This window comes from Symbiobacterium sp., assembly GCF_040797425.1.
GTDB lineage: Bacteria > Bacillota > Sulfobacillia > Symbiobacteriales > Symbiobacteriaceae > Symbiobacterium.
In genome coordinates this window covers 102,383-127,953 of sequence record NZ_JBFNEH010000002.1, presented here as the reverse complement: position 1 = coordinate 127,953, position 25,571 = coordinate 102,383, and the positions used below count along the sequence as shown (strand labels likewise).

Here is a 25,571-nt window from a genome sequence, read left to right as displayed (position 1 = left end):
ACGAGATCGGCGAAGAGACGGTGGGCAATGTGTACCTCCGGGCGAGCCAGGTGGAGCAAGGGGTGCTGGGTAGACTGTCCAGACACCGGGGTCTTCAGTGGCCTGTTCGTGTGAACCAGTCGTCCTTTTCGTGTGATCAGTCGCCATTTTGCTGTGAACCTACAGACTGGTGGTGGGGTTTGTGACTACCTCCGCTTCTCCAGCTCGATGATGAGGTCCCTGAGCTCCGCCGCCCGCTCGAACTCGAGGTCCTTCGCCGCCTGCCGCATCTCCTTGCGCAGCTTGTCGATCAGCTTCGGGATCTCGTGGCGCGGCGTATCCAGCAGGTTGGCGGGGCCGGCCTCGCCGGCCGGCTTGACGGCCTGGATCACGTCGCGCACCGGTTTCACGATCGTCTTCGGGACGATGCCGTGCCGGCGGTTGTACTCCATCTGAATGGCCCGGCGGCGGTTGGTCTCGTCGATGGCCCGCTGCATCGACTTCGTGACCGTGTCGGCGTACATGATCACCTTGCCCTCGGCGTTGCGGGCCGCACGGCCGATGGTCTGGATCAGCGAGCGCTCCGCCCGCAGGAAGCCCTCCTTGTCCGCGTCGAGGATCGCCACCAGCGAGACCTCGGGAATGTCCAGCCCCTCGCGCAGCAGGTTGATGCCCACGAGCACGTCAAAGACGCCGAGGCGCAGGTCGCGCACGATGTGCATGCGCTCGATCGTCTCCACGTCCGAGTGCATGTAGCGCACCTTCACACCGAGTTCCTTCAGGTACTCCGTCAGGTCCTCGGCCATCCGCTTGGTCAGGGTGGTCACCAACACCCGCTGGTTCTTCGCCACCCGGGCCCGGATCTCGCCGTACAGGTCGTCGATCTGCCCCTTGGTGGGCCGCACCTCCACCTCCGGATCCAGCAGGCCCGTCGGCCGCACGATCTGCTCCACCACCAGGGACGGCGGCACCCGCTCCAGCTCGTAAGGTCCGGGCGTGGCCGATACGTAGATCACCTGGTTGATGCGCTCCTCGAACTCGGAGAACTTGAGCGGCCGGTTGTCCGCGGCCGAGGGCAGGCGGAAGCCGTACTCGATTAGCGTCTCTTTGCGCGATCGGTCGCCGTTATACATCGCCGCCACCTGCGGGATGGTCACGTGGCTCTCGTCCACAACCAGCAGCCAATCGTCAGGGAAGAAGTCCAGCAGGGTGTAGGGCGGCTCGCCCGGGGCCCGGCCCGTCAGGTGCCGGCTGTAGTTCTCAATACCCGGGCAGTGGCCGATTTCCCGGAGCATCTCCAGGTCGTTCCGCGTGCGCTGCTCCAGCCGCTGCGCCTCCAGCAGCTTGCCCTGAGCGCGCAGCTCTTTCAACCGCTCCTCCAGCTCCTCCTCGATCGAGATCAGGGCCTGCTCCCGCTTCTCGTCCGCCACCACATAGTGGCTGGCCGGGTAGATGGCCACATGGTTCATGGTGCCGGTAATCTCGCCGGTGAGGGGGTCGAACTCGGAGATGCGGTCGATCTCGTCGCCGAACCACTCCACCCGCACCGCCCGCTCGTGGGCACCGGCGGGGTAGATCTCCACCACGTCGCCCCGCACCCGGAACTTGTTGCGCACGAAGTTGGTGTCGTTCCGCTCGTATTGGATGTCCACCAGCCGCCGGAGGATGTAGTCCCGGTCCACCTGGTTGCCCACGCGCAGGGAGACGGCCAGATCCTTGTAGTCCGACGGGGAGCCGAGGCCGTAGATGCAGGAGACCGAGGCCACGATGATCACATCGCGCCGCTCGAACAGGGCCATCGTCGCCGAGTGGCGCAGCTTGTCGATCTCGTCGTTGATCAGGGCGTCCTTCTCGATGTAGGTGTCCGTGGACGGAATGTAGGCTTCCGGCTGGTAGTAGTCGTAGTAAGATACGAAGTACTCCACGGCGTTCTCCGGGAAGAACTCCTGGAACTCGGAGCAGAGCTGCGCGGCCAGGATCTTGTTGTGGGCCAGCACCAGCGTGGGCTTCTGCACCTTCTCGATGACCTTCGCGATGGTGAAGGTCTTGCCGGTGCCCGTGGCCCCCAGCAGGATCTGCTCGCGCGCCCCCCGCATGATCCCCTCGGCCAGCGCCTCGATCGCCTTGGGCTGATCACCCCGCGGCTCGAAGTTGGAGACTACCTTGAACGGCTTCACCCGATCGCCCCCCTCGGCGTGGTCGCACCATACAGTATACCCCGCAAACATACGTTTGCCAACCCGGAGGAGGATCTGTATGTCCACATCCCCGGTGACCTGGCCCCCCGCCCCGGACTGGAGGGCGTGGCGGCACGTGACCAAGCTGGACCCCGAACGCCCTCTCCCGCCCGAGGCCCTCGAGGCCGTCTACCGGAGCGGCACCGACGCCATCGTGATCGGCGGCTCCACGGGCATGACGCAGGAGGCGGTGCTGGGGCTCCTGGCCCGCCTTGCCGACGCGCCCGTGCCGGTAGCGCTGGAGGTTTCCACGCTGGAATCGGCCGTGCCCGGGCCGGCGGTCTTCTTCATCCCACTGGTGCTGAACGCGCCTGACAGTCGCTGGCTGGGCGGGGCGCAGGCGGCGGCCCTGGCTCACCTGCTTCCCGTGGTAGGCGAGTACATCCCCTGGGACCTGCTGGTCCCCGAGGCCTACCTCGTCCTCAACCCCGACTGCACGGCCGCCCGGCTGACGGACGCCAACACCCGCCTCTCCCCTGCGGAGGCCGCCGCGTGGGCAGCGCTGGCCGGGCGCCTGCTCAGGCTTCCCATTCTGTACGTGGAGTACAGCGGCACATTCGGTGACATGGCCCTCCTCCAGGCGGTGCGGGAGAACGCCGGCACGGCGCACGTGGTCTACGGCGGCGGCATCCGCTCCGCCCGGGAGGCTGCCCTGGCGGCCCGCTGGGCGCACACGATTGTGGTGGGCAACCTCGTCTACGATCAACCGGACCTGCTGGCCGAAACGGTGGCAGCGGTCCGTTAAGCGCCGGGCGCCGCGGCGGGAAACGAAAAACCGCCGCGATTCCCAGCCTCTCCGCCGGGGAAATCGGGCGGCATACGCCTGTGGTGCGGACAGCTCAACGCTTCAACTTGGGGTCCAGGGCGTCGCGGATGCCGTCGCCCACGAAGTTGAAAGCGAGCACCGTGATGAAGATCGCCAGGCCCGGATAGAGCATCATCCAGGGGGCCTTGCTCAGGAGCGACCGCGACATCGAGAGGATCTGCCCCCACGAGACCGCAGGCGGCGGCGCGCCCAGCCCCAGGAAGGAGAGTCCCGCCTCGGCCAGGATCGCGTAGCCGATGCGCAGGGTGCCGGAGACGATGATCGGCGCCATGGCGTTGGGCAGAATGTGGCGGAAGATCAGCCGGCGGTCGGTGGCGCCCATGGCGCGGGAAGCCTCGGTGAAGTCCCGCTGCCTCAGACTCAGGAACTGGCCGCGCACGATGTAGGAAAGGCCCGGCCACGACGTGAGGCCGATCACCACCATGATGTTGAAGACGCTGGGCCTGAGAACGGCAACCACCGTTACCAGCAGGAAGAAAACTGGTATGACGTCGATCGCCTCGGCGATCCGCATAAGGATGATGTCAATCCAGGTGCCGCCGTAGTAGCCGGCGATGGCGCCCACCAGGGTGCCGATCAGCACGGCCACGCCCATCGCCACAAAGCCGACGGAGAGCGAGATGCGGCTACCCCAGATCATGCGCGAGAGCAGGTCGCGGCCCAGGTTGTCCGTGCCCAGCGGATGCCCCGGGCTGCCAGGCGGCAGGTAGCGCTCGGCCAGGTTGGCCCGCGCGTCCAGCGGCTCACTGGCGATGTGTGGGGCAAAGATGGCCACCGTGTAAAGGATCAGCAGGGTCACCAGGCCGGCTACGGCCAGCTTGTTCCGGGCAAAGCGGCGGACGAACTGCCGGAACTGGCTCTCCTCCTGGGCTAGGCCCTGGAGCTGGTCTTCGGCCTCCTGGCTCAGATACGGTGCAGCCACGGCAGTTCCCCCCTACTCGTACTTGATGCGCGGGTCGGCCCACACGTAGGCGATGTCGACCAGCAAGTAACCGATCATGGTCAGGACGGCGCCCAGCAGCATGACCGCCATGGAGACGTTGTAGTCCCGGTTGTTGACCGCCTGCCACGCCACGCGGCCGATGCCGGGCCACGAGAAGAGCGTCTCGATGATGACCGCGCCGCCCACCAGGCTGCTCAGCAGGCCGCCCGAAATCGCCAGGATCGGCAGCAGCGCGTTGCGGAGCGCGTGCTTGTAAATGACGACCTTTTCCGGAAGCCCCTTGGCCCGCGCCGTACGCACGTAGTCCTCCTTCAGCACCTCCAGCATGCTGGAGCGCATGTAGCGGGTGAGGCCCGTGATGCCGCCGAAGACCAGCACCACCGTCGGCAAGATCATGTAGCGCGCCCGGTCGGTCAGGACCGCAAGCCAGCCGTGAGTCGCCAGGGTAACGCCCGGCGTGGCAATGCCGTTGGTGGGAATCAGGCCGCCCGAGTTCATGGCGACGCCCCAGATGAGCAGGGTCCCCACCCAGAAGTCGGGGGCGGCCTGCCCCGCAAAAGCGGTGGCGGTCACGATCATGTCCGTCTTGGAGTACTGACGGACGGCGGAGATCACCCCAAGGGGTATAGCGATCAGGTAGATGAGGGTCAGCGCCACGAGGTTCAGCCGGAGCGTGTTGGGCAGCGCGTCACCGAGCACCTCTGCTACGGGAATCCGGTAGTAGTAAGAGCGGCCGAAATCTCCCTTCAGCAGGTTGCCCACCCAGCGGAGGTACTGGACCGGAATGGGGTCGTTGAGGCCCCACTTCTCGCGGAGCCGTTCCGCTGCCAGGGGGTCGGTCGAGGTGTCGGCCTCGCCGGAGAGGAGCACGTACTCCGGCCCGCCGGGCGCCAGCTGCATGATGGTAAAGGAGAGCACCGTAACGATAAACAGAAGCGGGATCATGTTCAGGACTCGTTTGGTCAGGTAACGAGCCATCCCGGTCACCACCTCACGGTTTCAGCTAGAGCGGGCAGAGTGGGGGGGGGGGGGGGGGGGGCCCCCCCCCCAGGCGGGGGGGGGGGGGGGGGGGGCCCCCCCGCCCCCCCCCCCACTCTGTGCGCTGCGACTCGGATGTTACTCCTCGATGTACCACCTGTGCAGGAAGTCGATGGTCGCACCGCCGCCGGGGAAGTTGACGACGCCCTTCAGCCGCGGGGTGTGGAAGTCGGTGTAGAGGTTGGAGTAGATCAGGATGACGGGCGCGTCGTTGACGATGATCTGCTGGGCCTGGCCGTAGATCTCCTTGCGCTTGTCCGGATCAGACTCGCGGCGGCCTTCCTCGAGCAGGGCGTTCACCTCGGGGTTGTTGTAGCGCATCCGGTTGAAGCTCATGACCAGGCCTTCGGCGTTGGGCTGGGCCAGGCTGCCGTGGAAGATGGCATAGAGGCTGTCGGGGTCAAGGCTCAGGTTGAACGCCATGAAGGAGATGTCGTAGTCACCCGGGGCCAGCTTGGTGTCGAGCATCGCGTTGAAGTCCATGTACTGCACGTCGACCTGGATGCCGACGTCGCCCCACATCTGGCGCGCCATGGTCGAGAGCGACTCGATGGTGGTGTTGTTGGCGGTGGCGTAGAAGGTCAGCTTCAGCGGCTGGCCGTCCTTCTCGTAGATGCCGCTGGCGTTCTTGGTGTAACCGGCTTCCTGCAGCAGCTGCTCGGCCTTGGCCGGGTTGTAATCGAGCGTCACCAGATCATCCTTGTAAGCCCAGGAGACGGGCGGGATCGGACCGGGCGGCACCACGGCCTCGCCGTCCAGCGCACCGTCGATGATGGCCTGGCGGTCGAGGGCGTAGGTGAGCGCCTGACGGACGCGGTAGTCATCGAGCGGCGGCTTCGTGGTGTTGAGCAGCATGTAGCCCCAGCCGTTGCGCTGGTACTGGACGGGGATCAGCTTGCCCTCATAGTCGCTGAGCAGCCGCTTGACCTCCATGGGCGGCGGGGTATCCACGTCGATCTCGCCGTTCTCCAGCGCCGCCAGGGCGGTCTGGTCATCCGGGATGACCTTCATGCGAACGGTCTGGATGAAGGGACCGCCGTTCTCCTCCTCGCTGCGGAACCAGTTGGGATTCCGCTCGAGCAGGACGTACTGGCCGCGCACATACTCCTTGAAGATGTACGGGCCGGTGCCGATGGGCTCCCAGGAGTACTTGTGGTTGCCCAGGTCCGCAACCTCCACGTCCTCGAACAGCTTCTTCTCCATGATGCCGTAGGTGATGTTGTGGATGATCGGCGCGAAGGGCTCCTTCAGCTTGAAGTCGACGGTGTACTTGTCCACCGCCACGATGTCCTCGATGGGCTCGAGGTCAGCGGCGCGCGGACCCTGGTAGTCGGGGTGCTTGATCGTCTTGAAGGTGAAGACGACGTCCTCGGACGTCAGCTCGTTGCCGTCGTGGAACTTGACGCCCTCACGCAGCTTGACCCGGAAGGTCAGGCCATCATCGAGGGTCTCCCACTCCTTGGCCAGGTCGCCCTTCGGGGACCAGTCGGTGTCGAACCAGAACAGGCCGGAGTAGACCAGGCTGGTGACCATCCCACTGTACGCGGTCGAATACAGGATCGGGTTCAGGCTGTCCGGGTCCGCAGCGAGACGGAGGGTGACCTCACCGCCCACCTTGGGCCCGCTCTCGGACGCGGAGTCAGACGGCGTCGTCGACGACGTCTCGGAAGACGGGGCCTGAGTGCTGGGCTGCGTCGTGGTAGGCGCCGTCGACTTGGAGCCGCACGCAGCCAGCAGTACGCTCAGCGCCAGCATGGCTGCGATGACGGCAAAGGATTTCCGGTTCCTTCTCATCTCTCGTGCTCTACCTCCTCTGTGCAGGTGCTACTCATCAGACTACACCATTGATTCACCGGTTCATCCGAATTTCCTCTTCGAGGTCTACTATCATCTTTTCTTTTACATAAACCTATCTGAATATCGTCGCACACTTTTTGCTTCTCTACCATGATAAAAACCCCGGGCGACTGTCCGGGGTATAGTATGGAAATTCTGTTATTAGTCCATCTTGGGGTCAAGCGCCTCCCGCAGGCCCTCGCCGACGCAGTTGAAGCAGATGACCACCAGGAAGATGGCGAGCCCGGGGACCAGGGAGACCCACGGCGCCTGCAGCAGAAACTGCCGCCCCTGGGAGAGCATCTGCCCCCACGAGGTCTGCGGATACTGCGCCCCGAGGCCCAGGAACGAGAGGCTCGACTCCACCAGGATGGCGTTGCCGATGCCGAGCGTGGCCGACACGATGATGGGCCCCGATGCGTTGGGGAGGATGTGCCGGAAGATGAGCCTGGCGTCGCCGACGCCCACGGCGCGGGAGGCCTCGGCAAACGCACGCTGCCGTAGGCTGAGGAACTGGGCGCGCACGATCTGGGCCGGACCCGGCCACGAGGTGAGACCAATGACGAGCATCACGTTGAGGAGGGAGGGGCGCACCACGGCGACCACCGTGACCACCAGGAAGTAGACCGGGATGATGCTGATCGCCTCGGCGATGCGCATGAAGAGCAGGTCGACCCAGGTTCCGGCGTAGAAGCCGGCCACGGCCCCCACCACCGTCCCGATTCCCACGGCCACGCTCATGGCGACAAGGCCGACCGAGAGCGAGGTGCGCGCCCCCCAGATCAGTCGCGAGAGCACGTCACGCCCCAGGTTGTCGGTGCCGAAGGGGTGCCCGGGGCCCGGTGGCCGGAGGCGCTGGTCGACGTGAATCGCGTCCAGCGGCTCGCGGGCGAGCTGCGGGGCGAAGAGGGCCACCAGGCCCAGGCAGAGCAGGACCATCAGGCCGGCCACTGCGGCGGGGTTGCGCACAAACCGCCTCGCCACCTGCCGCAGCGGAGATGTGGATTCGGGCGCTGCCATCGCCGACGCCCCCTCTAGTCGTACCGGATCCGCGGGTCGACCCACACGTACGCGAGGTCGACCAGCAGAAAGCCGATCAGCGTCAGCACGCCCGAGATGAGCAGGATTGCCATGGAAACGGTGTAGTCCCGCTGCACCGCCGCGTCATGGCTCACGCGGCCGATGCCCGGCCACGCGAAGATCGTCTCCGTGATCACCGATCCTCCCACCAGGGATGCGAGCACGCCCCCCGAGAGGGCAACGACCGGCAACAGGGCGTTGCGGAGCGCGTGTCGATACACCACAACCTTGCCGGGCAGGCCCTTCGCGCGGGCCGTGCGGATGTAATCCTCCCGCAGCGCCTCGAGCATGCTGGAGCGCATGTACCGGGTGAGGCTGGTCAGGTTGCCGAACACCAGGACGGTCACCGGCAGGACCATGTGCCGGGCCCGGTCGGCCAGTACCGCGAGCAGGCCGCACGTCTCCAGGTCGACACCCGGGGTGGCGATGCCGTGGGTGGGAATGAGGCCGTCGGCGTTCCGCGCCACGCCCCAGATGAGGAGGATGGCCACCCAGAAGCTGGGGGCCGCCTGGGCTGCGAAGGCGAGGCCGGTCACGGCGCGGTCGATCCGGGAGCGCCGCCGCACCGCCGAAAGCACCCCCAGCGGCAGGGCGATCAGGTACGTCAGGATGATGGCGGCCGCTTGCAGCTGGATCGTGGCCGGAAGCGCCGCGCCGATTACCTCGGAAACCGGCCGCCGGTAGAAGTAGGAGTTGCCGAAATCCCCCCGAATCACGTTGCCCAGCCAGCGCACGTACTGGACGGGGATCGGATCGTCCAGTCCCCAGCGCTCGCGCAGGACCGCCGCCCGGGACGGATCGATTCTGGCGTCCTCGGCCGAAAGCAGGATGTTCTCCGGGCCGCCCGGGGCCATCTGCATGAGTGCGAAGGAGAGCAGGGTGGCCAGGATGAGCAGCGGGATCGTGTTCAGCAGGCGCTTGAACAGGTATCGGCCCATGGAATCACCCCGTCTGGGCATGGGCGGTGGCACGGCCTCATCAGGTCGGATGCGCGAAAGCAGCGAAAGTGTGGGCCGGGGCGAGGTGCACGCAGCGATTGCAACCTCCCCCCAACCCACACTGACAACCGCTCGGCGCTCACAGCCCACCACCGACAGCCGCTACTGCTCCTCGATATACCAGCGGTAGATGAAGTCACTGCTGGCCCCGGCGCCGGGGAAGTTGACGACCCCCTTGACCCGCTTGTTGACGAAGTCGGTGTAGACGTTGGTGTACACCATGATCACCGGCGCCTCGTCTGCGATGATCTGCTGGACCTCGGCGTAGTACGCCTTGCGCTCGGCCTGGTCGAACTCGGTGCGGGCCTTCTCCAGCAGTTCATCCACCCGGTCGTTCCGGAACCGGGCCAGGTTGAAGCCGTTCACCTTTCCGGTTTCGTCCGGAGTGCCGGCGGAACTGTGGAACAGGTAGTAGAGCGTGTCAGGGTCCAGCCCCATCGTAAAAGAGCCGAAGGTGATGTCGAAGTTGCCCGGCCGCACGTAGTTGTCCATCATGGCGTTGAACTCGACCATCTGCACCTCGAGGTCAACGCCGATCTCCTTCCAGCTGGCGCGGGCGATGGAGGCGATGGCCTCGGGAGTCGTGGCGCCTGCGGCGGCAAAGAAGGTCAGCTTCAGGGGCTGGCCGTCCCGCTCGTAGATGCCGGTGCTCTCGTTCAGTACAAACCCGGCCTCCTCCAGCAGCTGCCTGGCCCTGGCCACGTCACGCCCAGACACCTGGACGGAGTCGTCGTAGGCCCAGGAAAGCGGCGGAATCGGCCCCGGCGGGATGGTACCCCGCCCCTCGAGTACGCCGCTGATGATCGCCTCGCGGTCGAGGCCCAGCGTCAGTGCCTGGCGGACCCGCTTGTCATCCAGCGGCGGCCTGGCCGTGTTCAGCGTCATGTATCCGAAGCCGTTGCGCTCCCAGCGGTAGGCGGTCAGCTTGTCCGCGAACTGCTGCTCCAGCAGCGCCACGTCCGCCGGCTCGGGGGTCAGGCGGTCGATCTCGCCGCTCTGCAGAGCGGCCAGGGCCGTCTGGCTGTCGGGGATAATCCGGTAGATGATGCGCTCAATGAACGGTGCGCCGCCGAACTCCGCCGACCGGAACCAGTCAGGGTTCCGCTCCAGGATCACGTACTGGCCGCGGACATACTCCTTCAGCTTGTACGGACCGGCGCCCACGGGCTCCTCCATGCTGGCCGGGGCCTTGTCCATGTCGGCGATGGCCACACCCTCGAAGGCCTCCTTGGAGAGGATGCCGTGGTTGAGGTTGATCAGCAGCGGGGCGGAGGGACGACGCAGGTGCACCTTCAGGTTGTACTTGTCCACCACCTCGACGGACTCCACGTCGGCGAGCGACGCGGCCCGGGGCCCCGTGTAGGCGGGATCCATGATCGCCTCCAGGGTGAAGGCCACGTCCTCGGCGTCCAGGTCGGTGCCGTCGGTGAACCGGATGCCCTCCCGGAGCTTGATGGAGAGTGTCAGCTGATCATCCGAGATGGTCCAGGATTCGGCGACGTTCGGCCGGGGCTCGTACTTCTCGTTGAACTCGAACAGCGTGGCGTAGAGCTGCGAGACGATCTCGGCGCCGTAGACGGTGGCGTGGAGGATCGGGTTGAAGCTGTCAGGCTCCTTGGCCAGCAACAACCTGAGTTCCCCGCCCACGGCGGGTTGGCCGGAGCTCTGCGCCGGGGGAGTTTCGCTCTGGGTTCCGCTGTCGTTGGTTCCCGGCTTGGGCCCGCACGCAGCCAGCACCAGGCTGGCGGCCACCAGCAGGCTCAGCAGGGCGACAGCTCTGCGTCCGGTTCGCATGGTGATCCCCCTTTTCGGCGTTGCCTGCATTTGTCTAGGCGTTAATGTGACGGCAACAGGGGGAGTAACCGTTCAGTGAAATTCTATGGATTATAAAACTAGTGCCTAATTATTTCGAAATTATCCATGAGTGACCGAAGGCGCGCGAAGGCCACTCTTCGCCCCCAAGGCCAACGGACGGGCGCCGCGGGGTGCCGGAACACCAACAGCGCTCCTGACGATGGGCGACACCGGCACGGTCCTCAAACGTTCGGGATCTATGTTTCGGTGACCCTTGCTCTGTACGGCTGTGTACCCAGGGCGAGCGGGCTCGCCCCGGCGAGTTGGTGTCCTCCGTCCCCATCACCACTCGTCCACGGACCGGCACCGGTCACGGGTGGCGCGGCACTCCCGGGGCTTGCAGTCGCCCAACACGGGAACCAGCACCTCCACGGTACCCTTGGACTTGACGGCGATGCAGAGATCGAAGGCGCAGTGAACCTCCTCGTTGTCGTGGTCGAAAACGCAGCAGCAGTCCCCCGTAACCTCGCAGTCTACCTCCGCCCCGGGAGGCAACGTGAGTACCACCTGTTTGGGAATCAGCACCTTCTTGTGCAGCCGGCGCAGAACCTTCCCGGTGGTACGGCTCACCAGGCGCAGCGTTACGGGTACCTCAATGGCGAGGCAGACCACCTCCTTGTGGTCATGGTGGTCCACGCACTTGCGTTCGGAGACCTCCCGGCAGGTGACCTCGTGAGTATCGATGCGGCAGTCGACCTCGACGTGGTGGTCTTCGGCGATCCCGCTGGCGCGAAAGGTCCGCTCCACGTGGTGCTCCTGAACGCAGAAGTCGAACACCTTCTTCGCCTCGATGCAGACGACATCGCGTCTCACGTCTGGACATGAACCCCCCTTCAACCGGCGCGGAGCCGGCCTGCTCCATGTTATGTCGCGCGGGTGCCCTTTGGCCCCATGAACCGGGCGCGCACAAACGGCGCCGGAGGTCCGGCGCCGGTGCGTCGAGTGCGGCGGCCGACGGGCGGAACGTCCGGCGGCCGTCAGCAGCCGCAGTTGCGGTGGTTGCGTTCAGCGGCCTCCTGGCCGAAGGGCGGGTCGCAGTCCTCCACCTCCGGCGGGCAGCCCGCGGGCGAGGCCGCCGAGGGGCACCGCCGGGCCCGCACGGAGCCGAACGACGGGACCAGCAACTTCACGTTCGCGGTGACCGTCAGGACGGTGCAGAGCTGAATGGTGCAGCAGACGTTGGGCTCTCCGTCGGCCGCGTCCGGCTGCACCGTGCAGATGCAGGTCCCCTGCACGTCGCAGGTGACCTGCGTGCCTTCCGGCGCGCAGAGGACCACCCGCTTCGGAAACGTGACGGTGCGCTCCACCGTGATCGGGGACTGGCCCAGATCCGGCATGATGGTGAGGCGCAGCGTCAGCGTGATCTGGACGGAGACCACGGCCCGGCCGTTGCCGTTCATCACCGGCTCCCGGTCCATGATCTCCTCGCACGTGATGTTGGTGATGCGGCAGTCCAGCACTGACGCGTCCTCACCCAGGTCCGGAATGGTGAAGCAGCGCTCCAGCACGTCTTCTTGTGTACAGAAGTCAAACACCTTCCTGGCGTCTACCACGACGATCTCGCGCGGGGTGGGACAGTGCCCTCCCCGGATCGGTCCCGGTACAACGGACACATCCACGTCGCCGCCGGTGCGCGACATCCTGGTTGCCATAGGCTCACCCCTGTGTGCAGGGTATGAGCCGGAACAGGCTTTGGTGAACAGCGAACCCGCCCGCAGCGTGGCCTGCGGGCGCGGCAGGGCCGGGGCAGCTGCGGCGCGGAAGGCCGCAGGCCCCGGCCTGGGTCTAGCGGGTCATCTCCTTGATGTACCGGATGGCGGCCTCCAGTTGCGGGTCGCCCGGATCGCCGGGGATGATGCGGTCGGGGTTGGTCACCACCACGTCCGGCTCCACGCCCACCCCGTCGATGGAGTTGTGGCCGGCCGTCAGGTACTTGGCGGTGGTGAGCTTGATGCCCGACCCATCCCGCAGCCGCCAGAAGGTCTGCACCGAGCCCTTGCCAAAGGTCTTCTCGCCGATCACAACGCCGACCTGGGTGTCCTTCACCGCGCCGGCCAGGATCTCCGAGGCGCTGGCGCTGCCGCCGTCGATCAGCACCACCAGCGGCATGTCCCAGGTGGCGGCACCCGTGGAAGAGATCACTCGCTCCTCCTGGCCCCGCTCGACGATGTAGACCACCGGCTTGCCGGCGGGTACAAACAGCGAGGCGATCTCCACCACCTCGTTCAGCAGGCCGCCCGGGTTCTGCCGCACGTCGAAGATCAGCCGGGTCATCCCCTGGCTGCGGAGGTCTTCAATCGCCTCCTTCACCTGGTCCGCGGCGCCCTTCTTGTTGAACTCGAAGAGCCGCAGGTAGCCGACCCCGGCCTCCTTGTCGACCATGCGGTAGTCGAGCACCGGCACGGTAATGGTGTCGCGGGTGATGGTGAAGTGGAGCAGGTCGTTCTCCCCCTCCCGCTGCACCACCAGGCGCACCTGGGTGCCCTTCGGCCCCTTGATCAGGGCGACGGCCTCGTTCAGGCTCATGCCGACGATGCTCTTCCCGTCCACCTCGATGATCGCGTCGCCCGCGCGCAGGCCGGCCTTCTCGCCCGGGCTGCCCTTGATGGGGGAGACCACCGTGAGGAGGCCCGTCTTCTGCGAGATCTCAACGGTCACGCCGATCCCGCTGAACGTGGGCTCGAAGTTCTGCACGAAAGCCTGGTATTCCTCGGCGGTGTAGTAAACCGAGTAGCGGTCGCCCAGCGCCTGGACCATCCCCCGCAGGGCGCCCACGTTCAGGGTCTCCGCATCCACCGGCTCGACGTACTGGGACTGAATCGCCTGCATCAGCTCCTCCAGCCGCTGCACCTGCACGCCGGAGGTCGAGCTGCTCACCGGTGTGCGCGGCTGAACCAGCCGGGAGACCTGCTCGTTCGCCCAGGGAATCAGGCCGAGAGCCCCTGCGGTGTAGCTGACCACGGTGAGCAGGGCCACCGCGACCGCAGAGAGCAGCCATCCGTTGCGGCGCTCATCCACAACACGTCATCCTCTCTTGGAACAAGCCTCTCCCCCATGTCTATCAGAGCCTGACTAGGAGTATACTCCTTGCGTTCCGCCGTGGTCAAACAAGTTCCACACGCCCAAACGGGGCCCGGCCGCGCCTGCGGCACGGGCCCCGCCGTGTCGGGGTTGGACTACCAGTTGATGTAATCCATCGGGTCCTTCTGCACGCCGTCAACGTGGATCTCCAGGTGCACGTGCGGGCCGGTGGACCAGCCCGTGGATCCGGCGCGGGCGATCGGATCGCCCTGGCTCACCGCCTGACCCTCGGACACCAGGATTTCGCTGTTGTGCGCGTACCACGAGGTGATGCCGCCGCCGTGGTCGATGATCACCAGGTTGCCGTACACGTCGTCATAGCTGGTCTGAAGCACCACACCGGACTCGATGGCCCGGACGGTCTGCCCCCAGCTGGCGGAGAAGTCCGTACCATAGTGCATGCGCTGCGTGCCGAGAATCGGGTGCCACCGCATCCCGAACGGATCGGTGATCACCACCGGGGTGACCGGCGGGATCGGGGCAAACACGCCGGCCTGGCGGTTTAGTTCCCGCACCAGGGCGGCCACCTGTTCGGCGAGCTGCTGGCTGTACCACTCCATCTCATCCAGCTGTGCCGCCAGCGCCTCCCGTCGCTCCGCAAGCGACCGGGAGACCTGCTCCCGCTCGGCCCGTTTGGCCACGACCGTAGCCTGGTACTCTTCCGCCTCGGTCTTCAGAGCAGCCAGGCGGGTCTTCCGCCCCTCCACCTCGCGCTGCTTCTCCTCCAGTGCGAGCTTCTCGGCGGTGACCTGCTCCACCAGTTCACGGTCCTTCTTGGCGATCATCGAGAGAACCTCGGCGCGGCTGACGAAATCCCGGAAGGAGGCGGCGCCGAAGAGCACGGAGATCCAGTCGACCGGCCCGTTTTCCCGGAGGGCACGGATGCGGTCGCCCAGCACGTCCCGCTTCTCCCGGTAGCGGGCCTCGGCTTCGTCCAGTTCGGCCTCCACCTGCTCCAGTTCAGCTGAGACCTCATCGTACTCGGCCGTGATCACCGCCAGGTTGGCGTTGGCCTCCATCAGTTCGGCCTCCACCAGCCTGAGCTGGGCCTCCGCCTCCTCGGCCTGGAAGGCGAGGTCGGCCAGCTCGTTCTGCACCTCGGCCTGCTTCTGCCGCACCGCCTCCAGGTCACGTTGCGCCTGCTCCAGCTGCGCCCGGATGTCGCTCGCCCGGGCGGGGGCGGAGGAGAGCGGCGCCAAGAGACTGAGGAGCAGCGCTGTGGCGATCATCGAGACCCAGCGATGTCCCCTGCGCACGGTATCCGACACCCCCCTTAGACCTTCAGGAAGCGACGCAGCGAGAAGTAGCTCCCCACGGCGCCCAGCGCCGCGCCCAGGAGCAGCAGGCCCAGCACCAGGTCGGCCAGGACCAGTGAAGGCTGCACCACGGGCAGGAAGGGCACCGACTGCTGGATGACCGGAGCGAGGCGCATGTAGCCCCAGGCGGTCACACCGCCGGCCAGTCCGGCGCCCACAGCGCCGAGCAGCATGCCCTCCAGCACGAACGGCCGGCGGATGTACCAGTCGGTGGCGCCCACCAACTTCATGATGGAGACCTCGCGGCGGCGGGCGTAGACCGAGAGGCGAATCGTGTTGGACAGGGTGAGCACGGTGGCGAAGAGGAGCAGCAGCACCAGCCCCAGCCCTGCGATGCGCACCGCCCGGGTGAAGGCCAGCAGGTCTGCCACGATCTCCTTGCCGTAGTCCACCTTGGCGACGCCGTCCAGCCGCTGGATCTGCTCCGCCACGGCGGGGACCAGTTCCACGTCGCGGACCTTCACGTAGACCTCATCGGAGAGCGGGTTCTCGTCGCCCTCGTAGCCCTCGAAGATCGCCGCCTGGGAGGGATCGGCCTGCTTCATCTGCTCCAGCGCCTCGTGCCGGCTGAGGAAGGTGACCTGCACCACGTCCGGCATCTGGCGGATGCGCTCGAGAATGGCCTCGGTTTCCGCCTGGGTCAGGTCACGCCCTCCACACTTGACCTCGTCCCGCTTGGCCGTACAGAGGTAACCCTTGATCTCCACCTGGCTCTCTGCGGTGGCTGCCCAGTACTCGAGGTTCACGGCCAGCAGCGAGACCACCGCCAGCACCAGAAGCGTCACGGCCACCGAGAGGACGGAGGCCAGGGACATCAGGCTCCCCCGCCGCGTGTTGTGCAGCGCGTCCCGCAGCGCGCTGACCCATCCCCTAAGACTCATGGCCGTACGTCCCCCTGTTCTCGTCCCGCACCACGCGGCCCCGTTCCAGGGCGACGACGCGCTTCTTCATGCTGTCGACGATCTCGGCCGCATGCGTGGCCACGACCACGGTGGCGCCCATCTGGTTGATCTGGTTCAGCAGGTTCATGATCGCCCACGTATTCTCGGGGTCGAGGTTCCCTGTGGGCTCGTCTGCGATCACCAGCACGGGATTGCGGACGATGGCCCGGGCCACCGCCACCCGCTGCTGCTCGCCGCCGGAAAGCTCGGCCGCCAGCGCACGGCTCTTGTGCCGCAGCCCCACCAACTCCAGCGCCGCCGGCACCCGGCGCATGATCTCCCGCCGGGGCACGTCGGTGCACTCCAGCGCAAAGGCCACATTGTCGAACACGGTGCGGTCCGGCAGGAGTTTGAAGTCCTGAAAGATCACCCCGAGGTTGCGCCGCAGGTAGGGCACCGCCCGGGGAGGCAGCTTCGCCACATCCTTGCCGTCGATCAGGAGCTGGCCGGAGGTGGGCACCTCCTCCCGGTAGAGCAGCTTCAGCAGGGTCGACTTGCCAGCGCCCGAAGGGCCAACCAGAAAGACAAACTCCCCCCGGTCAACCTCCAGGTTGATCCCGTCGAGGGAAGGTGTTTTCATATGTGGGTAAACTTTGGTAACATTTATGAAACGGATCACGCGGGATCACCCCACCGCTTACTTCGTATACGCCGCGGATCGATTCCATCCTTCATTATCCAAATGTCTAAAATAGAACCTGGGGAGGGTGTTCGACGGATGGCCAACCCTTCCCTTCCTACCGCTGAAATTCTAGCTCATTCCGTTTCTGGCTGCACTGGTAGATCGCACCATCGCAGCCCCCGACACGCGTCGACCCACCCGGCGGCCCGGGTGGGTCGTGTCGTTCTTATTTGTGGCTCCGGCCCCGCCGCCAGCGCTCGCCCAGCACGGCCAGTGCGAACCGCACGAGCGGCGGAACGCTGCGGCTCACCCGGCGCAGGCGCACGATGCGGTAGAGCCACTCGAGGTTGGCCCTGAGCATCCACTCCGGGGCCCGGGGCACCGCGCCCGCCCACACGTCGATGGTGCCGCCGACCCCCATTCCCAGCGGCACCCCCAGGCTCCGCAGGTGGCGGTGCAGCCAGCGCTCCTGCTTCGGCGAGCCCAGGGCGACGAAGAGCACGTCGGGCCGGGCCTCCCGGATCTGCGCGAGGATCTCCGGCTCCTCCTCCGGACGGAAGAAGCCGTCGCGCCAGCCCACCACGTCGACGTGGGGGTAGGCGTCCGCCAGGCGCCGCGCCGCCTCGGCCACCACCTCCGGGCGCGTCCCCAGCAGGAAGATCCGCCCCCCGCCGCGGCGCTCCAGCGCCGCGAGCAGGTTGGTGGCCAGGTCGCAGCCCCCCACCTTCTCCGGCAGGGGATCGCCCAGAAGGCGGGAGGCCGCCACCACGCCGATGCCGTCGGGCACCACCAGGTCCGCGCCGTTGATGATGGCCGCCAGATCGGGGTCGCGTGCGGCCGCGGCGGCAATCTCCGCGTTGGGCGTAACCACCAGGTGCGGGCCGCCCGCGTCGATGAACCCGAGGCACCGCTCCACCGCCTCGGCCATGGTCACGCGGTCCACGGCAATCGAGAGGATCTGCACTCGCTTCATGTTGTCTGCCACCACTGTGCGACCGCGCCGCGGGCGGTGCGCCTACTCCGTCTCAATCGTGATCTTGCCCTTCACCATGAGAACCAAATTGGTCTCCGCGTAGAAGCCGCGGCCGTCGCTGCGCGGGACCACGATCAGGTGGTTCTTGGGGATCTCGGCCCCTCCCGGGGTGTCGATGCCCTGGGTTGCGTCCAGCAGCCCGCCCAGCTCCGACACGATGGCCGTCGCCCGGCCGGAACGCAGCACCATCTCGGTGCCCGCCTCGCCGATCACCCGCTGGCCTTTGGACACGTTGACGACGCGGTAGACCGCCATCTCTTCCACGTACTGTTCCACAAACGATCGGGTCACCAGTGGGTCGCCGCCGGTGCCCGGCTCGCTCCCCTGGGCCATCACCCGGCCGGCCAACATCCCGCCGGCGATTCCGGCCGCCACCAACAGCCACAGCAGCCTCGATCGGTGCGCCATCCGGTCTCTGCTCCCTTCCTGGGCCGAATCAGGGTCGAGACAGTCCACCGCTTGCCCGCTTCTCCAGGTAGCCGTAGATAAACGGATCGAGGTCGCCGTCCATCACCGCCTGGGCGTTGCCCACCTCCACCCCGCTGCGGTGGTCTTTCACCAGGGTGTAGGGCTGGAACACGTAGCTGCGGATCTGGCTTCCCCAGGCGATCTCCATCTGCGGGCCCCTCACCTGGGCCATCTCCTTGTTCTGCTCCTCGATCTTCAGCTCCACCAGCTTGGAGCGGAGCATCATCATGGCCACCGCCCGGTTCTGCATCTGCGACCGCTCCTGCTGGCACGTGACCACGATGCCCGTGGGTAGGTGGGTGATGCGCACGGCCGACTCCGTCTTGTTCACGTGCTGGCCGCCCGCGCCGCTGGACCGGAACGTGTCGATGCGCAGGTCCTCGGGCCGGATCTCCACGTCGTCCACGTCTTCCTCGATCTCGGGCATCACCTCAACGGCGGCGAAGGAGGTATGCCGCCGCCCGGACGCATCGAAAGGCGAGATGCGCACCAGGCGGTGCACGCCCATCTCCGGACGGAGGAAGCCATACGCGTAGGGCCCCCGCACGGCCATCGTCACCGACTTGATGCCGGCCTCCTCGCCCTCCAGGCGGTCCAGCTCCTCCACCTTGAAGCCGCGGCGTTCGGCCCAGCGCACGTACATGCGCTGGAGCATCTCCGCCCAGTCCTGAGCCTCGGTGCCGCCGGCACCGGCGTGGATGCTGAGGATCGCGTTGAAGGAGTCGTACTTGCCATTGAGCAGCACCTGCAGCTCCAGCTTGTGCACCTGCTGCTCCAACTCGTCGGTCTCGCGCTGCGCCTCGGCCGCCAGTTCGGCGTCCGCCCCCTCCTCGGCGAGGTCGACCATCACCTTCAGGTCCTCGAGCCGGCGCTGGTAGCCCTCCAGTTGCTCGATGGGGGCGCGCAGCTGGGCGACCTGACGGGTGACCCGCTGCGCGTTCTCCTGGTCGTTCCAGAAATCAGGCGCGGCGAGCTGGTGCTCCAGCGCTGCAATCTCCTCGAGCCGCCGGTCGACGTCAAAGAGACCTCCTGAGTTCGGTGAGTTTCTCCTCCAGCCGCTGAGCACGGCGAGCCAGTTCATCGTACATGTCAAGCAGCCTCCCCAGATGTGTTCACGTTGTGCATTGTACCATTCGCCCAGTTGTGGGTCCACGGGGTCGGACCGACCGAGACACGCCCGGACGGAGGGGCCGGATCTCTGCAGGCGCAGTCGGTGACCCACGGGCTCACCCCCGAATACTCTGGGAACCAGTGAATCAGGCGCAGGAGGGACCCCCGATGAGAGTGGGCTTCATCGGCATGGGCAACATGGGCCGGCTCCTGGTGACCGCACTGGTGCGTGCGGGGGCGCTTCGGCCGGACGAGGTCGTCATCCACTCGCGCACGCTGGAAAAGCGACGCCGGGTAGCGGAGGCGCTGCCGGGTGTGCAGCAGGCGTACAGCAACGGCGACCTCGTGCGGCGCTGCGACGCCGTCTTCCTCTGTGTGAAGGCGGGCGACACGGGAGCCGTCCTGGCGGAGATTGCACCGTACATAACCCGGAATCACCTGCTGGTCGCCATCAACAACACCGTCACCGTGGCCATGCTGGAGGAGCGGACCCCGGCCCGGGTGGCCAAGGTCATCCCGTCCGTGGTGCACGCCGTGGGCCGGGGCGCATCGCTGCTGGTCTTCGGCGAGCGCTGCACCCACGAAGACCGCGCCCTGCTCGTGCGGCTGATGAGCGCTGTCAGCACGCCGCACGTCGTCGCCGAGGAAGACGTGCGCGCCGCCTCCGACCTCACCGCCTGCGGCCCGGCCTTCGTCAGCTATGCCCTCCACGCCCTGGCCTTGGCCGCCTGCAGCAGGGCGCCGGGCCTCTCCCGCGCGGCCGCGGAGGTCATGGTGCGGGAGACCGCCCGGGCCACCTGTGAGTTGATGGAGCAACACGGGTACACCTTCGCTGACGTGGTCGACCGGGTGTCGACGCCCGGCGGCGTGGCCGCCGCGGGCGTCGAAGCGCTGCGCCCGCTCTTCGCCCGCCTCTGGGAGGAGGTGCTGGGAGCCACGGCCGCCCACGAAGAGGTGCAACGATCCCGGCTGGATCTCTGAGCAGATGCCTGAGGGCCGCTTCCCCCGGCGGGGAAGCGGCCCTGATCGCGGCAGAACACGGTTCGGCTAGTCCTGCCCCCCGCCGCCCGACACGGTGGGGAGGGCAATCTTGCGCTGCGGTGCCGGCTTCTGCCAGTGGAAGATCTTGTTGAGCAGGTTGAAGATCGTCTTCGACTCCTTGGCCAGCAGCGGCCCGACCACGGCCAGGATGAGCACGTACAGGGCCGCGAACGGCTGGAGGATCGGCATCAGGCCGCCCGCCGCGCCCAGGTTCGCCATGACGATGGAGAACTCGCCGCGGGCGACGATGGTCAGGCCGATGTTGGACGAGGCCTTGTGCGAGAGCCCGGCCGAGCGGCCGGCCAGCATGCCCGCCGTGAAGTTGCCGATCGCGCTCACCAGTGCGGCGATGATCGCAGGCAGGACGGCCCCGCCGAGCCCAAAGGGGTCGATGGAGAGGCCAAAGCTGAAGAAGAACAGGGCACCGAAGAAGTCCCGGAATGGGAGGATGAGGTGCTCCACGCGCTCCCGGTGCTCGCTCTCTGCCAGCGCCAGGCCGAAGAGGAGGGCGCCGATGGCCTCGGCCACGTGCAGCGACTCGCCGATGCCGGCGACGAGCATCAGCGCCGCAAAGACCGCCAGCAGGAAGATCTCGTCAGAGAGCTTGCCCAGGAAGCGGTTAATCCACGGCATCGCCAGCCGGCTGAGGACGAGGACGGCGAGCATGAAACCGAACGCGGTGCCCGCCGACAGGAGGACTCCGCCCACCGAGGTCGCGCCGCTCAGCACGTAGCCGGAGACAATGGAGAGGTAGACCGCCAGGAAGAGGTCGTCGGCCATGACGATACCCAAGATGAGCTCGGTCTCCGGGTTCGCCGTGCGCTTCAGGTCGACCAGCACCTTGGCGATGATTGCGCTGGAGGTGACGGTCATGGCGCCGGCCGCCACCAGCACCTCTTTGAGGGGCCAGTCCATGATCAGCTTTCCGAAGACGAAGCCGCAGAGAAGGCTGAGCCCCACGTGGATCGTGCCCGCCACTGCGATCTTCCGGCCGGCCTTCACCAGGCGTCCGATGGAGAACTCAAGCCCCAGGTAGAAGAGCAGGAACAGCACGCCCAGGCGCCCCATGAACTCGATGAGCGGGGCGCTGTCGATGAAGGTGAGGTCGATCATCCCGATCTTGGGGGCGTGCGGACCGAGCAGCATGCCCATGACGATCAGGAATGGCACGTTGGAAATGCGCAATCGGGCGGCAAGATAGCCTGCGGCCGCCATGAGGGCGAGTGCGAGACCCAGTTGGAAGACCGCGTGTTCCATGGGCTACCGACTTTCCCCTGCCAGGAATCGCTCAAATGCCTTTACCTGACGTCGCTCGCCCGCCACCACCAGGGTCTGACCGGCCTTGAGCATTTCTTCGGGACCTGGGTTAATGCGCTTGGTCTTGTCCTCGTTGATGATGGCGATAATCGAAGCGCCTGTGGTCTTCCGCACCTCCAGTTCTCCGATGAGCTTGCCCACCACGGGGGAGCTCGGTTCCACCTTGTACCACTTGATCATCAGGTCGTTGACGTCGATGTCCAGGTTCTCCAGGTACTTGGGTTGATATGCCAGACCGCCGATGATGGCGGCCAGCTGCCGGGCCTCGGCATCGTCCAGCGTCACCATAGAAATCGGCTCGTCGGGATCCTCGTAGTGGAAATGGTAGATCGCACGCTGGCCGTCGTCCTGAACGATCACGACGATCTTGTCGCCGCTGCGCGCATCCATCTGAAACTTACGCCCAATTCCAGGGAGGTCAGACTCCCGGATGGTAGGCATGAACCATCCTCCTCTCCGAAATGCTGCCAGGGCAGCTAACGGGTCTATGCTACCATGAGACCAATTTCACAGTCCACCGCACGAACATACCACAATTATGTGAATCAGCGCGTGGACGGCCCCAACCGAACCGGGGAGCGGTTTCCAGCTGACGAGACTCCACTACAACGACTGCAGAAACAGCCCTTTTGGTTTGCACCGGCGCCAGTTTTTTCGCCGCCACATCCAGGCATCGGGTCCGTGATCGACTACGGCCTGCGCGGAGGCCGCCGAAAAGCGACCGTGGGCCGCTCCCCTTCCGTGGAGCGGCCCCTCTTTCGCTCAGGCGCGAGCCAGCGGCCGAAGAGCCGCGGCCAATTGTTCCAGTTCCTCCTCGGTATTGTAGAAGCCCGTGGAGAGCCGGAGGCTGCGCGGGTGGGGCACCGTGCGGATGAGGATTTTCTGGCCGGTCAGCGCCTTCAGCACCGCGTCGGCATTCGCCTCCACCTGGAAAGAGACCAGCCCGGCCGTCTCCGCCGGGGTGAGCACCGTAACACCCGGCACCTCGGCCAGCAACGCCCGGGCGGCGGCGGCGAGGCTGCGGATGCGGCTGTAGGCCCAGTCCGCCCCCACCTCGTCCGTCAGCCAGCGCAGCGCGGCCAGGTGCCCGGCCAGCGTCGCCGGCTGCAGCGTGCCCTGCTCGAACTTCTGGGCGTTGCCCTTGGGCAGCAGGCCCGCGTACATGTCGTAGGCCTGGGCCGTGTTGTAGCCGGCGAACGTGATCTGCACCTGCGAGACGGCCGCCCGGGAGGCGTAGAGGGCGCCGGCGCCCTCGGGCCCGCAGAGCCACTTCTGGCTCGTCACGGCGTAGAAGTCCACGCCCAGTTCCTTCACGTTCACGGGGATGGCGCCGAAGGACTGGGCACCGTCCACCAGCACCAGCACGCCGTGCCGGTGGGCCACCTCGGCGATCTCTTTCACCGGCAGCACCGCCCCCGTGATAAACGACACGTGCGAGACCGCGATCAGCTTCGTGCGCGGGGTGATCAGCCGCTCGATCACCGCCGCGGCCTCCTCCGGCCGCTCCAGCACGTCGGCGATCTTGATGGTGATGCCGAACCTCGCCCGGGCCGCAAAGAGCGGGAAGAGCGCGCCGGCGTGCTCGAGGTTGGTAGTGATCGCCTCGTCGCCGGGCTGCCAGTTCACGCCCAGGGTCACCAGGTTCATGCCGTCGGTGGTGTTCTGGGTGAGGGCGATCTCGTCGGGCTCGCAACCCAGCATGGTGGCGTGCCGGGCACGAATCTCGGCCTTCAGCCGGCTCAGTTTCACGTAGTACTCCGACGCGATCCGTCCGCCGGAGACCTGGGCGGCCAGCGACTCGGCCATGGCGGCGCGTACCGGCTCGGGCAGCGGGCCGGCCGTACCGGTGTTCAGGTAGACCTGGGACTGCACCGCCGGAACCTGGGCGCGGATTTCGCTGAGCTTGTCCACTGCTGCACCTCCCGGGTGTCTGTATCGCAACACAAATAATTGTACTACAGCCGGTCGTGAGTGGCCAAAGGCCGAATCACGTAGACCACGCCGCTCCGGTCCAGCCAGGCCCGCCGGAACAGGTTCCGGCGGTAGACCCGCCGCACGGTGCCGTCCTCCGCCGCCGCGGGGTCGTTGACGATCACGTCTCCCTCCGGTGTGAAACCGCGAACCACCAGGATGTGCCCGGCTGTGCGGGCGATGGGCGCGTTGGGCAGCCAGGTCCGGTCGTAGGCTACCGACGCGATGATGGGGCGGCCCTGTGCGATGTGGCGCTCCAGGTCGGCAAAGCCGCCGAAGCGGTCGACGTGGGCCACAAAGCCCCTTGTCGCGGCGTAGGCCGTGTTGAAGGGCCAGTTGCCGTGTCCGTCATAGGCCGCGTCGTAGACGCCGGGCACCGTCTCCTCCGGAATGGACTCGTGGTGGCCGTAGTAGGCCATCACCATCGCCAGGGAGACGGGGCTGCACCACACGCGCCCGCCGGGATAGACCATCTGCGACCGCGCAGGCACATCCAGGTCCACACCCCAGGCCGGGGTGTACGGCGGATCCTCCGACCGCTCCGCGGTCACCGCCGCGGCCAGCCAGAGCCGCCGGAGTTCAGCCCGCCGCAGGTGCACCCGGAACTGGCAGGCATCGGCCGAGCGGTCGAGGTGAAGGGTGTCGGTCTCCAGCCGGCCGAACGGCGGGTGCTCCTGCCCCGGAACCGAGGCCCGCGGGCCGGCGGCGGACCAGCGACCGAAGCTGAACCAGGGTGACCAAACCCCGTCGCTGCGGACCCGCAGCTGCACCTCAATCCCCTCGCCGCTGCCGTTCCACGAAGCCACCGCCCAGTCGAAAGGGGCAACCGCCAGGGCCGGCCCGGTCCAGGTGCCGTCACCCGCCATTCCCGCCGCCGTGGGGCGGGTGCCTTCGTGTACACCGGCGTGGAAGGACTCCACCGGGTAGAGTGCCACAGTCCTCGATTCCTCCCCCGTTTCACCGTCTGGATCGCGGGTCAAACGCGTCGCGCAGGCCGTCGCCCAGCAGGTTGAAGGCCAGCACCGTCAGCATGATCATCGCGCCCGGGGCGAGCGACATCCAGGGGGCGTGCCGCAGGTACACGCGCCCCTCGTAGATCATCGCCCCCCAGGTGGGCGTGGGCGGCTGCACGCCCAGCCCCAGGTAGCTCAGCGACGCCTCGCTCATGATCGCGCCGGGGATGCCCAGCGTGGCCGCCACGATGATGGGCCCCGCGGCGTTGGGCAGGATGTGCCGGAAGAGCACGCGCCGGTCCCCCGCCCCCACTGCGCGGGCGCCCTCCACAAAGTCGCGCTCCTTCAGCGCCAGCACCTGGCTGCGAGTCAACCGGGCCATCCCGGCCCAGCCCACCACCGAAAGTGCGATGAAGAGGCTCATGAGCCCCCCGCCCAGGGCAAAGGTGACGGCGATGGCAAAGAGCAGGTCCGGGAAGGCGAAGAGCACGTCGGCCGTGCGCATGATCGCCCGGTCGACCCGGCCGCCGTAGTAGCCCGCCAGCGCCCCCAGCGTCACCCCGATCAGCAGCACGATCCCCTCGGCCACGAAGCCCACCAGGAGCGAGATCCGGGCGCCGTAGATCACGCGGGAAAGCACGTCGCGCCCCAGCTGGTCCGCGCCCAGCCAGTAGCGGCCCTCCCCCAGCTCGTCGAAGGGCGTGCCCGGCGGCGCCAGCCGGGCGAACAGGTCCTGCTTGTTGGGATCCGCGGGCGCCACTACCGGCGCCAGAACGGCAAGGGCGATAAGGACCACGATGAAGACCAGCCCCGCCATGGCCAGCCTGTGCTGCCGCAGGCGCTGCCACACGGTCCGCTCCCGCTGCAGCGCACCGAGCGGTGCGGGATCCGCCTGCCGTATTGCTATGGCCATCGGGCCTGTTCCTC

General features: G+C 66.9%; 23 protein-coding genes. 2 read left to right on the top strand and 21 right to left on the bottom strand.

What is annotated here, in order from left to right; genetic code table 11:
• Positions 1-185 precede the first annotated feature (185 nt).
• Positions 186-2,156, bottom strand: a complete 1,971-nt coding sequence (uvrB, locus tag AB2385_RS01325; protein WP_367653105.1) for an excinuclease ABC subunit UvrB — start codon at positions 2,154-2,156, stop codon at positions 186-188.
• A gap of 79 nt (positions 2,157-2,235) precedes the next feature.
• On the opposite strand from uvrB, the gene AB2385_RS01320 reads away from it, so the two are divergent.
• Complete coding sequence (locus AB2385_RS01320) at positions 2,236-2,961, top strand: heptaprenylglyceryl phosphate synthase (RefSeq protein WP_367653104.1); 726 nt, start codon at positions 2,236-2,238, stop codon at positions 2,959-2,961.
• 94 nt (positions 2,962-3,055) lie between these two features.
• On the opposite strand, the gene AB2385_RS01315 is transcribed toward AB2385_RS01320, so the two are convergent.
• From AB2385_RS01315 to prfB, 15 genes are all read right to left on the bottom strand, one after another.
• Positions 3,056-3,964, bottom strand: coding sequence for an ABC transporter permease (locus AB2385_RS01315; RefSeq protein WP_367653103.1), 909 nt, complete (start codon positions 3,962-3,964; stop codon positions 3,056-3,058).
• A gap of 12 nt (positions 3,965-3,976) precedes the next feature.
• Positions 3,977-4,963 carry an ABC transporter permease gene (locus AB2385_RS01310; protein WP_367653102.1) on the bottom strand — a complete coding sequence of 329 codons (987 nt, stop codon included), beginning with the start codon at positions 4,961-4,963 and terminating at the stop codon, positions 3,977-3,979.
• A gap of 138 nt (positions 4,964-5,101) precedes the next feature.
• Entirely contained in the window at positions 5,102-6,817 is a 1,716-nt protein-coding gene (locus AB2385_RS01305; RefSeq protein ID WP_367653101.1) for an ABC transporter substrate-binding protein, read from the bottom strand.
• Between the two features lie 204 nt (positions 6,818-7,021).
• Positions 7,022-7,879, bottom strand: coding sequence for an ABC transporter permease (locus AB2385_RS01300; RefSeq protein WP_367653100.1), 858 nt, complete (start codon positions 7,877-7,879; stop codon positions 7,022-7,024).
• A gap of 14 nt (positions 7,880-7,893) precedes the next feature.
• Positions 7,894-8,877, bottom strand: coding sequence for an ABC transporter permease (locus tag AB2385_RS01295; protein ID WP_367653099.1), 984 nt, complete (start codon positions 8,875-8,877; stop codon positions 7,894-7,896).
• Positions 8,878-9,039: 162 nt separating this feature from the next.
• Positions 9,040-10,731 carry an ABC transporter substrate-binding protein gene (locus AB2385_RS01290; protein WP_367653098.1) on the bottom strand — a complete coding sequence of 564 codons (1,692 nt, stop codon included), beginning with the start codon at positions 10,729-10,731 and terminating at the stop codon, positions 9,040-9,042.
• A gap of 342 nt (positions 10,732-11,073) precedes the next feature.
• On the bottom strand, positions 11,074-11,604 hold the full coding sequence (locus AB2385_RS01285; protein WP_367653097.1) for a hypothetical protein: 531 nt from the start codon (positions 11,602-11,604) through the stop codon (positions 11,074-11,076).
• Positions 11,605-11,768: 164 nt separating this feature from the next.
• Positions 11,769-12,443 carry a hypothetical protein gene (locus AB2385_RS01280; RefSeq protein WP_367653096.1) on the bottom strand — a complete coding sequence of 225 codons (675 nt, stop codon included), beginning with the start codon at positions 12,441-12,443 and terminating at the stop codon, positions 11,769-11,771.
• 133 nt (positions 12,444-12,576) lie between these two features.
• Positions 12,577-13,809, bottom strand: coding sequence for a S41 family peptidase (locus AB2385_RS01275; protein WP_367653095.1), 1,233 nt, complete (start codon positions 13,807-13,809; stop codon positions 12,577-12,579).
• Positions 13,810-13,967: 158 nt separating this feature from the next.
• The gene (locus AB2385_RS01270; RefSeq protein WP_367653094.1) at positions 13,968-15,128 is read right to left on the bottom strand and encodes a murein hydrolase activator EnvC; all 1,161 of its coding nucleotides are present in this window, start codon (positions 15,126-15,128) and stop codon (positions 13,968-13,970) included.
• A 17-nt stretch (positions 15,129-15,145) separates the two neighbouring features.
• Complete coding sequence (ftsX, locus tag AB2385_RS01265; RefSeq protein ID WP_367653093.1) at positions 15,146-16,069, bottom strand: permease-like cell division protein FtsX; 924 nt, start codon at positions 16,067-16,069, stop codon at positions 15,146-15,148.
• Positions 16,059-16,748 carry a cell division ATP-binding protein FtsE gene (gene ftsE / locus AB2385_RS01260; protein ID WP_367653092.1) on the bottom strand — a complete coding sequence of 230 codons (690 nt, stop codon included), beginning with the start codon at positions 16,746-16,748 and terminating at the stop codon, positions 16,059-16,061. Before ftsE ends, ftsX begins: the two co-directional genes overlap by 11 nt.
• 229 nt (positions 16,749-16,977) lie before the next feature.
• Positions 16,978-17,724, bottom strand: coding sequence for a WecB/TagA/CpsF family glycosyltransferase (locus tag AB2385_RS01255; protein ID WP_367653091.1), 747 nt, complete (start codon positions 17,722-17,724; stop codon positions 16,978-16,980).
• Positions 17,725-17,766: 42 nt separating this feature from the next.
• On the bottom strand, positions 17,767-18,192 hold the full coding sequence (locus tag AB2385_RS01250) for a hypothetical protein (RefSeq protein ID WP_367653090.1): 426 nt from the start codon (positions 18,190-18,192) through the stop codon (positions 17,767-17,769).
• A 28-nt stretch (positions 18,193-18,220) separates the two neighbouring features.
• A protein-coding gene (gene prfB, locus AB2385_RS01245; protein WP_367653089.1) for a peptide chain release factor 2 occupies positions 18,221-19,340 on the bottom strand; the annotation gives its coding sequence in 2 pieces (ribosomal slippage) (positions 18,221-19,270 and positions 19,272-19,340; 1,119 coding nt in all).
• Between the two features lie 190 nt (positions 19,341-19,530).
• On the opposite strand from prfB, the gene AB2385_RS01240 reads away from it, so the two are divergent.
• Positions 19,531-20,343: a pyrroline-5-carboxylate reductase dimerization domain-containing protein gene (locus tag AB2385_RS01240; protein WP_367653088.1), complete on the top strand. Its 813-nt coding sequence runs from the start codon at positions 19,531-19,533 to the stop codon at positions 20,341-20,343.
• Positions 20,344-20,409: 66 nt separating this feature from the next.
• Here the strand turns inward: AB2385_RS01240 and AB2385_RS01235 are convergent, their stop codons facing one another.
• From AB2385_RS01235 to AB2385_RS01215, 5 genes are all read right to left on the bottom strand, one after another.
• Positions 20,410-21,660, bottom strand: coding sequence for a cation:proton antiporter (locus tag AB2385_RS01235; protein ID WP_367653087.1), 1,251 nt, complete (start codon positions 21,658-21,660; stop codon positions 20,410-20,412).
• A gap of 3 nt (positions 21,661-21,663) precedes the next feature.
• Positions 21,664-22,110: a cation:proton antiporter regulatory subunit gene (locus AB2385_RS01230; protein ID WP_367653086.1), complete on the bottom strand. Its 447-nt coding sequence runs from the start codon at positions 22,108-22,110 to the stop codon at positions 21,664-21,666.
• 372 nt (positions 22,111-22,482) lie between these two features.
• Positions 22,483-23,631, bottom strand: a complete 1,149-nt coding sequence (locus AB2385_RS01225; RefSeq protein ID WP_367653085.1) for an aminotransferase class V-fold PLP-dependent enzyme — start codon at positions 23,629-23,631, stop codon at positions 22,483-22,485.
• 44 nt (positions 23,632-23,675) lie between these two features.
• Positions 23,676-24,626, bottom strand: coding sequence for a peptidase C39 family protein (locus AB2385_RS01220; protein ID WP_367653084.1), 951 nt, complete (start codon positions 24,624-24,626; stop codon positions 23,676-23,678).
• 22 nt (positions 24,627-24,648) lie between these two features.
• Positions 24,649-25,557 (bottom strand): ABC transporter permease, encoded by a 909-nt coding sequence (locus tag AB2385_RS01215; RefSeq protein WP_367653083.1) that lies wholly within the window; start codon positions 25,555-25,557, stop codon positions 24,649-24,651.
• Positions 25,558-25,571: the final 14 nt, after the last annotated feature.

Excerpts from the sequence above, each read along its gene's own strand:
- AB2385_RS01320 (WP_367653104.1), top strand. The coding sequence starts at position 2,236 with ATGTCCACATCCCCGGTGACCTGGCCCCCCGCCCCGGACTGGAGGGCG.
- AB2385_RS01310 (WP_367653102.1), bottom strand. The coding sequence starts at position 4,963 with ATGGCTCGTTACCTGACCAAACGAGTCCTGAACATGATCCCGCTTCTG.
- AB2385_RS01305 (WP_367653101.1), bottom strand. The coding sequence starts at position 6,817 with ATGAGAAGGAACCGGAAATCCTTTGCCGTCATCGCAGCCATGCTGGCG.
- AB2385_RS01300 (WP_367653100.1), bottom strand. The coding sequence starts at position 7,879 with ATGGCAGCGCCCGAATCCACATCTCCGCTGCGGCAGGTGGCGAGGCGG.
- AB2385_RS01295 (WP_367653099.1), bottom strand. The coding sequence starts at position 8,877 with ATGGGCCGATACCTGTTCAAGCGCCTGCTGAACACGATCCCGCTGCTC.
- AB2385_RS01290 (WP_367653098.1), bottom strand. The coding sequence starts at position 10,731 with ATGCGAACCGGACGCAGAGCTGTCGCCCTGCTGAGCCTGCTGGTGGCC.
- AB2385_RS01280 (WP_367653096.1), bottom strand. The coding sequence starts at position 12,443 with ATGGCAACCAGGATGTCGCGCACCGGCGGCGACGTGGATGTGTCCGTT.
- ftsX (WP_367653093.1), bottom strand. The coding sequence starts at position 16,069 with ATGAGTCTTAGGGGATGGGTCAGCGCGCTGCGGGACGCGCTGCACAAC.
- AB2385_RS01255 (WP_367653091.1), bottom strand. The coding sequence starts at position 17,724 with ATGAAGCGAGTGCAGATCCTCTCGATTGCCGTGGACCGCGTGACCATG.
- AB2385_RS01250 (WP_367653090.1), bottom strand. The coding sequence starts at position 18,192 with ATGGCGCACCGATCGAGGCTGCTGTGGCTGTTGGTGGCGGCCGGAATC.
- AB2385_RS01240 (WP_367653088.1), top strand. The coding sequence starts at position 19,531 with ATGAGAGTGGGCTTCATCGGCATGGGCAACATGGGCCGGCTCCTGGTG.
- AB2385_RS01235 (WP_367653087.1), bottom strand. The coding sequence starts at position 21,660 with ATGGAACACGCGGTCTTCCAACTGGGTCTCGCACTCGCCCTCATGGCG.
- AB2385_RS01230 (WP_367653086.1), bottom strand. The coding sequence starts at position 22,110 with ATGGATGCGCGCAGCGGCGACAAGATCGTCGTGATCGTTCAGGACGAC.
- AB2385_RS01215 (WP_367653083.1), bottom strand. The coding sequence starts at position 25,557 with ATGGCCATAGCAATACGGCAGGCGGATCCCGCACCGCTCGGTGCGCTG.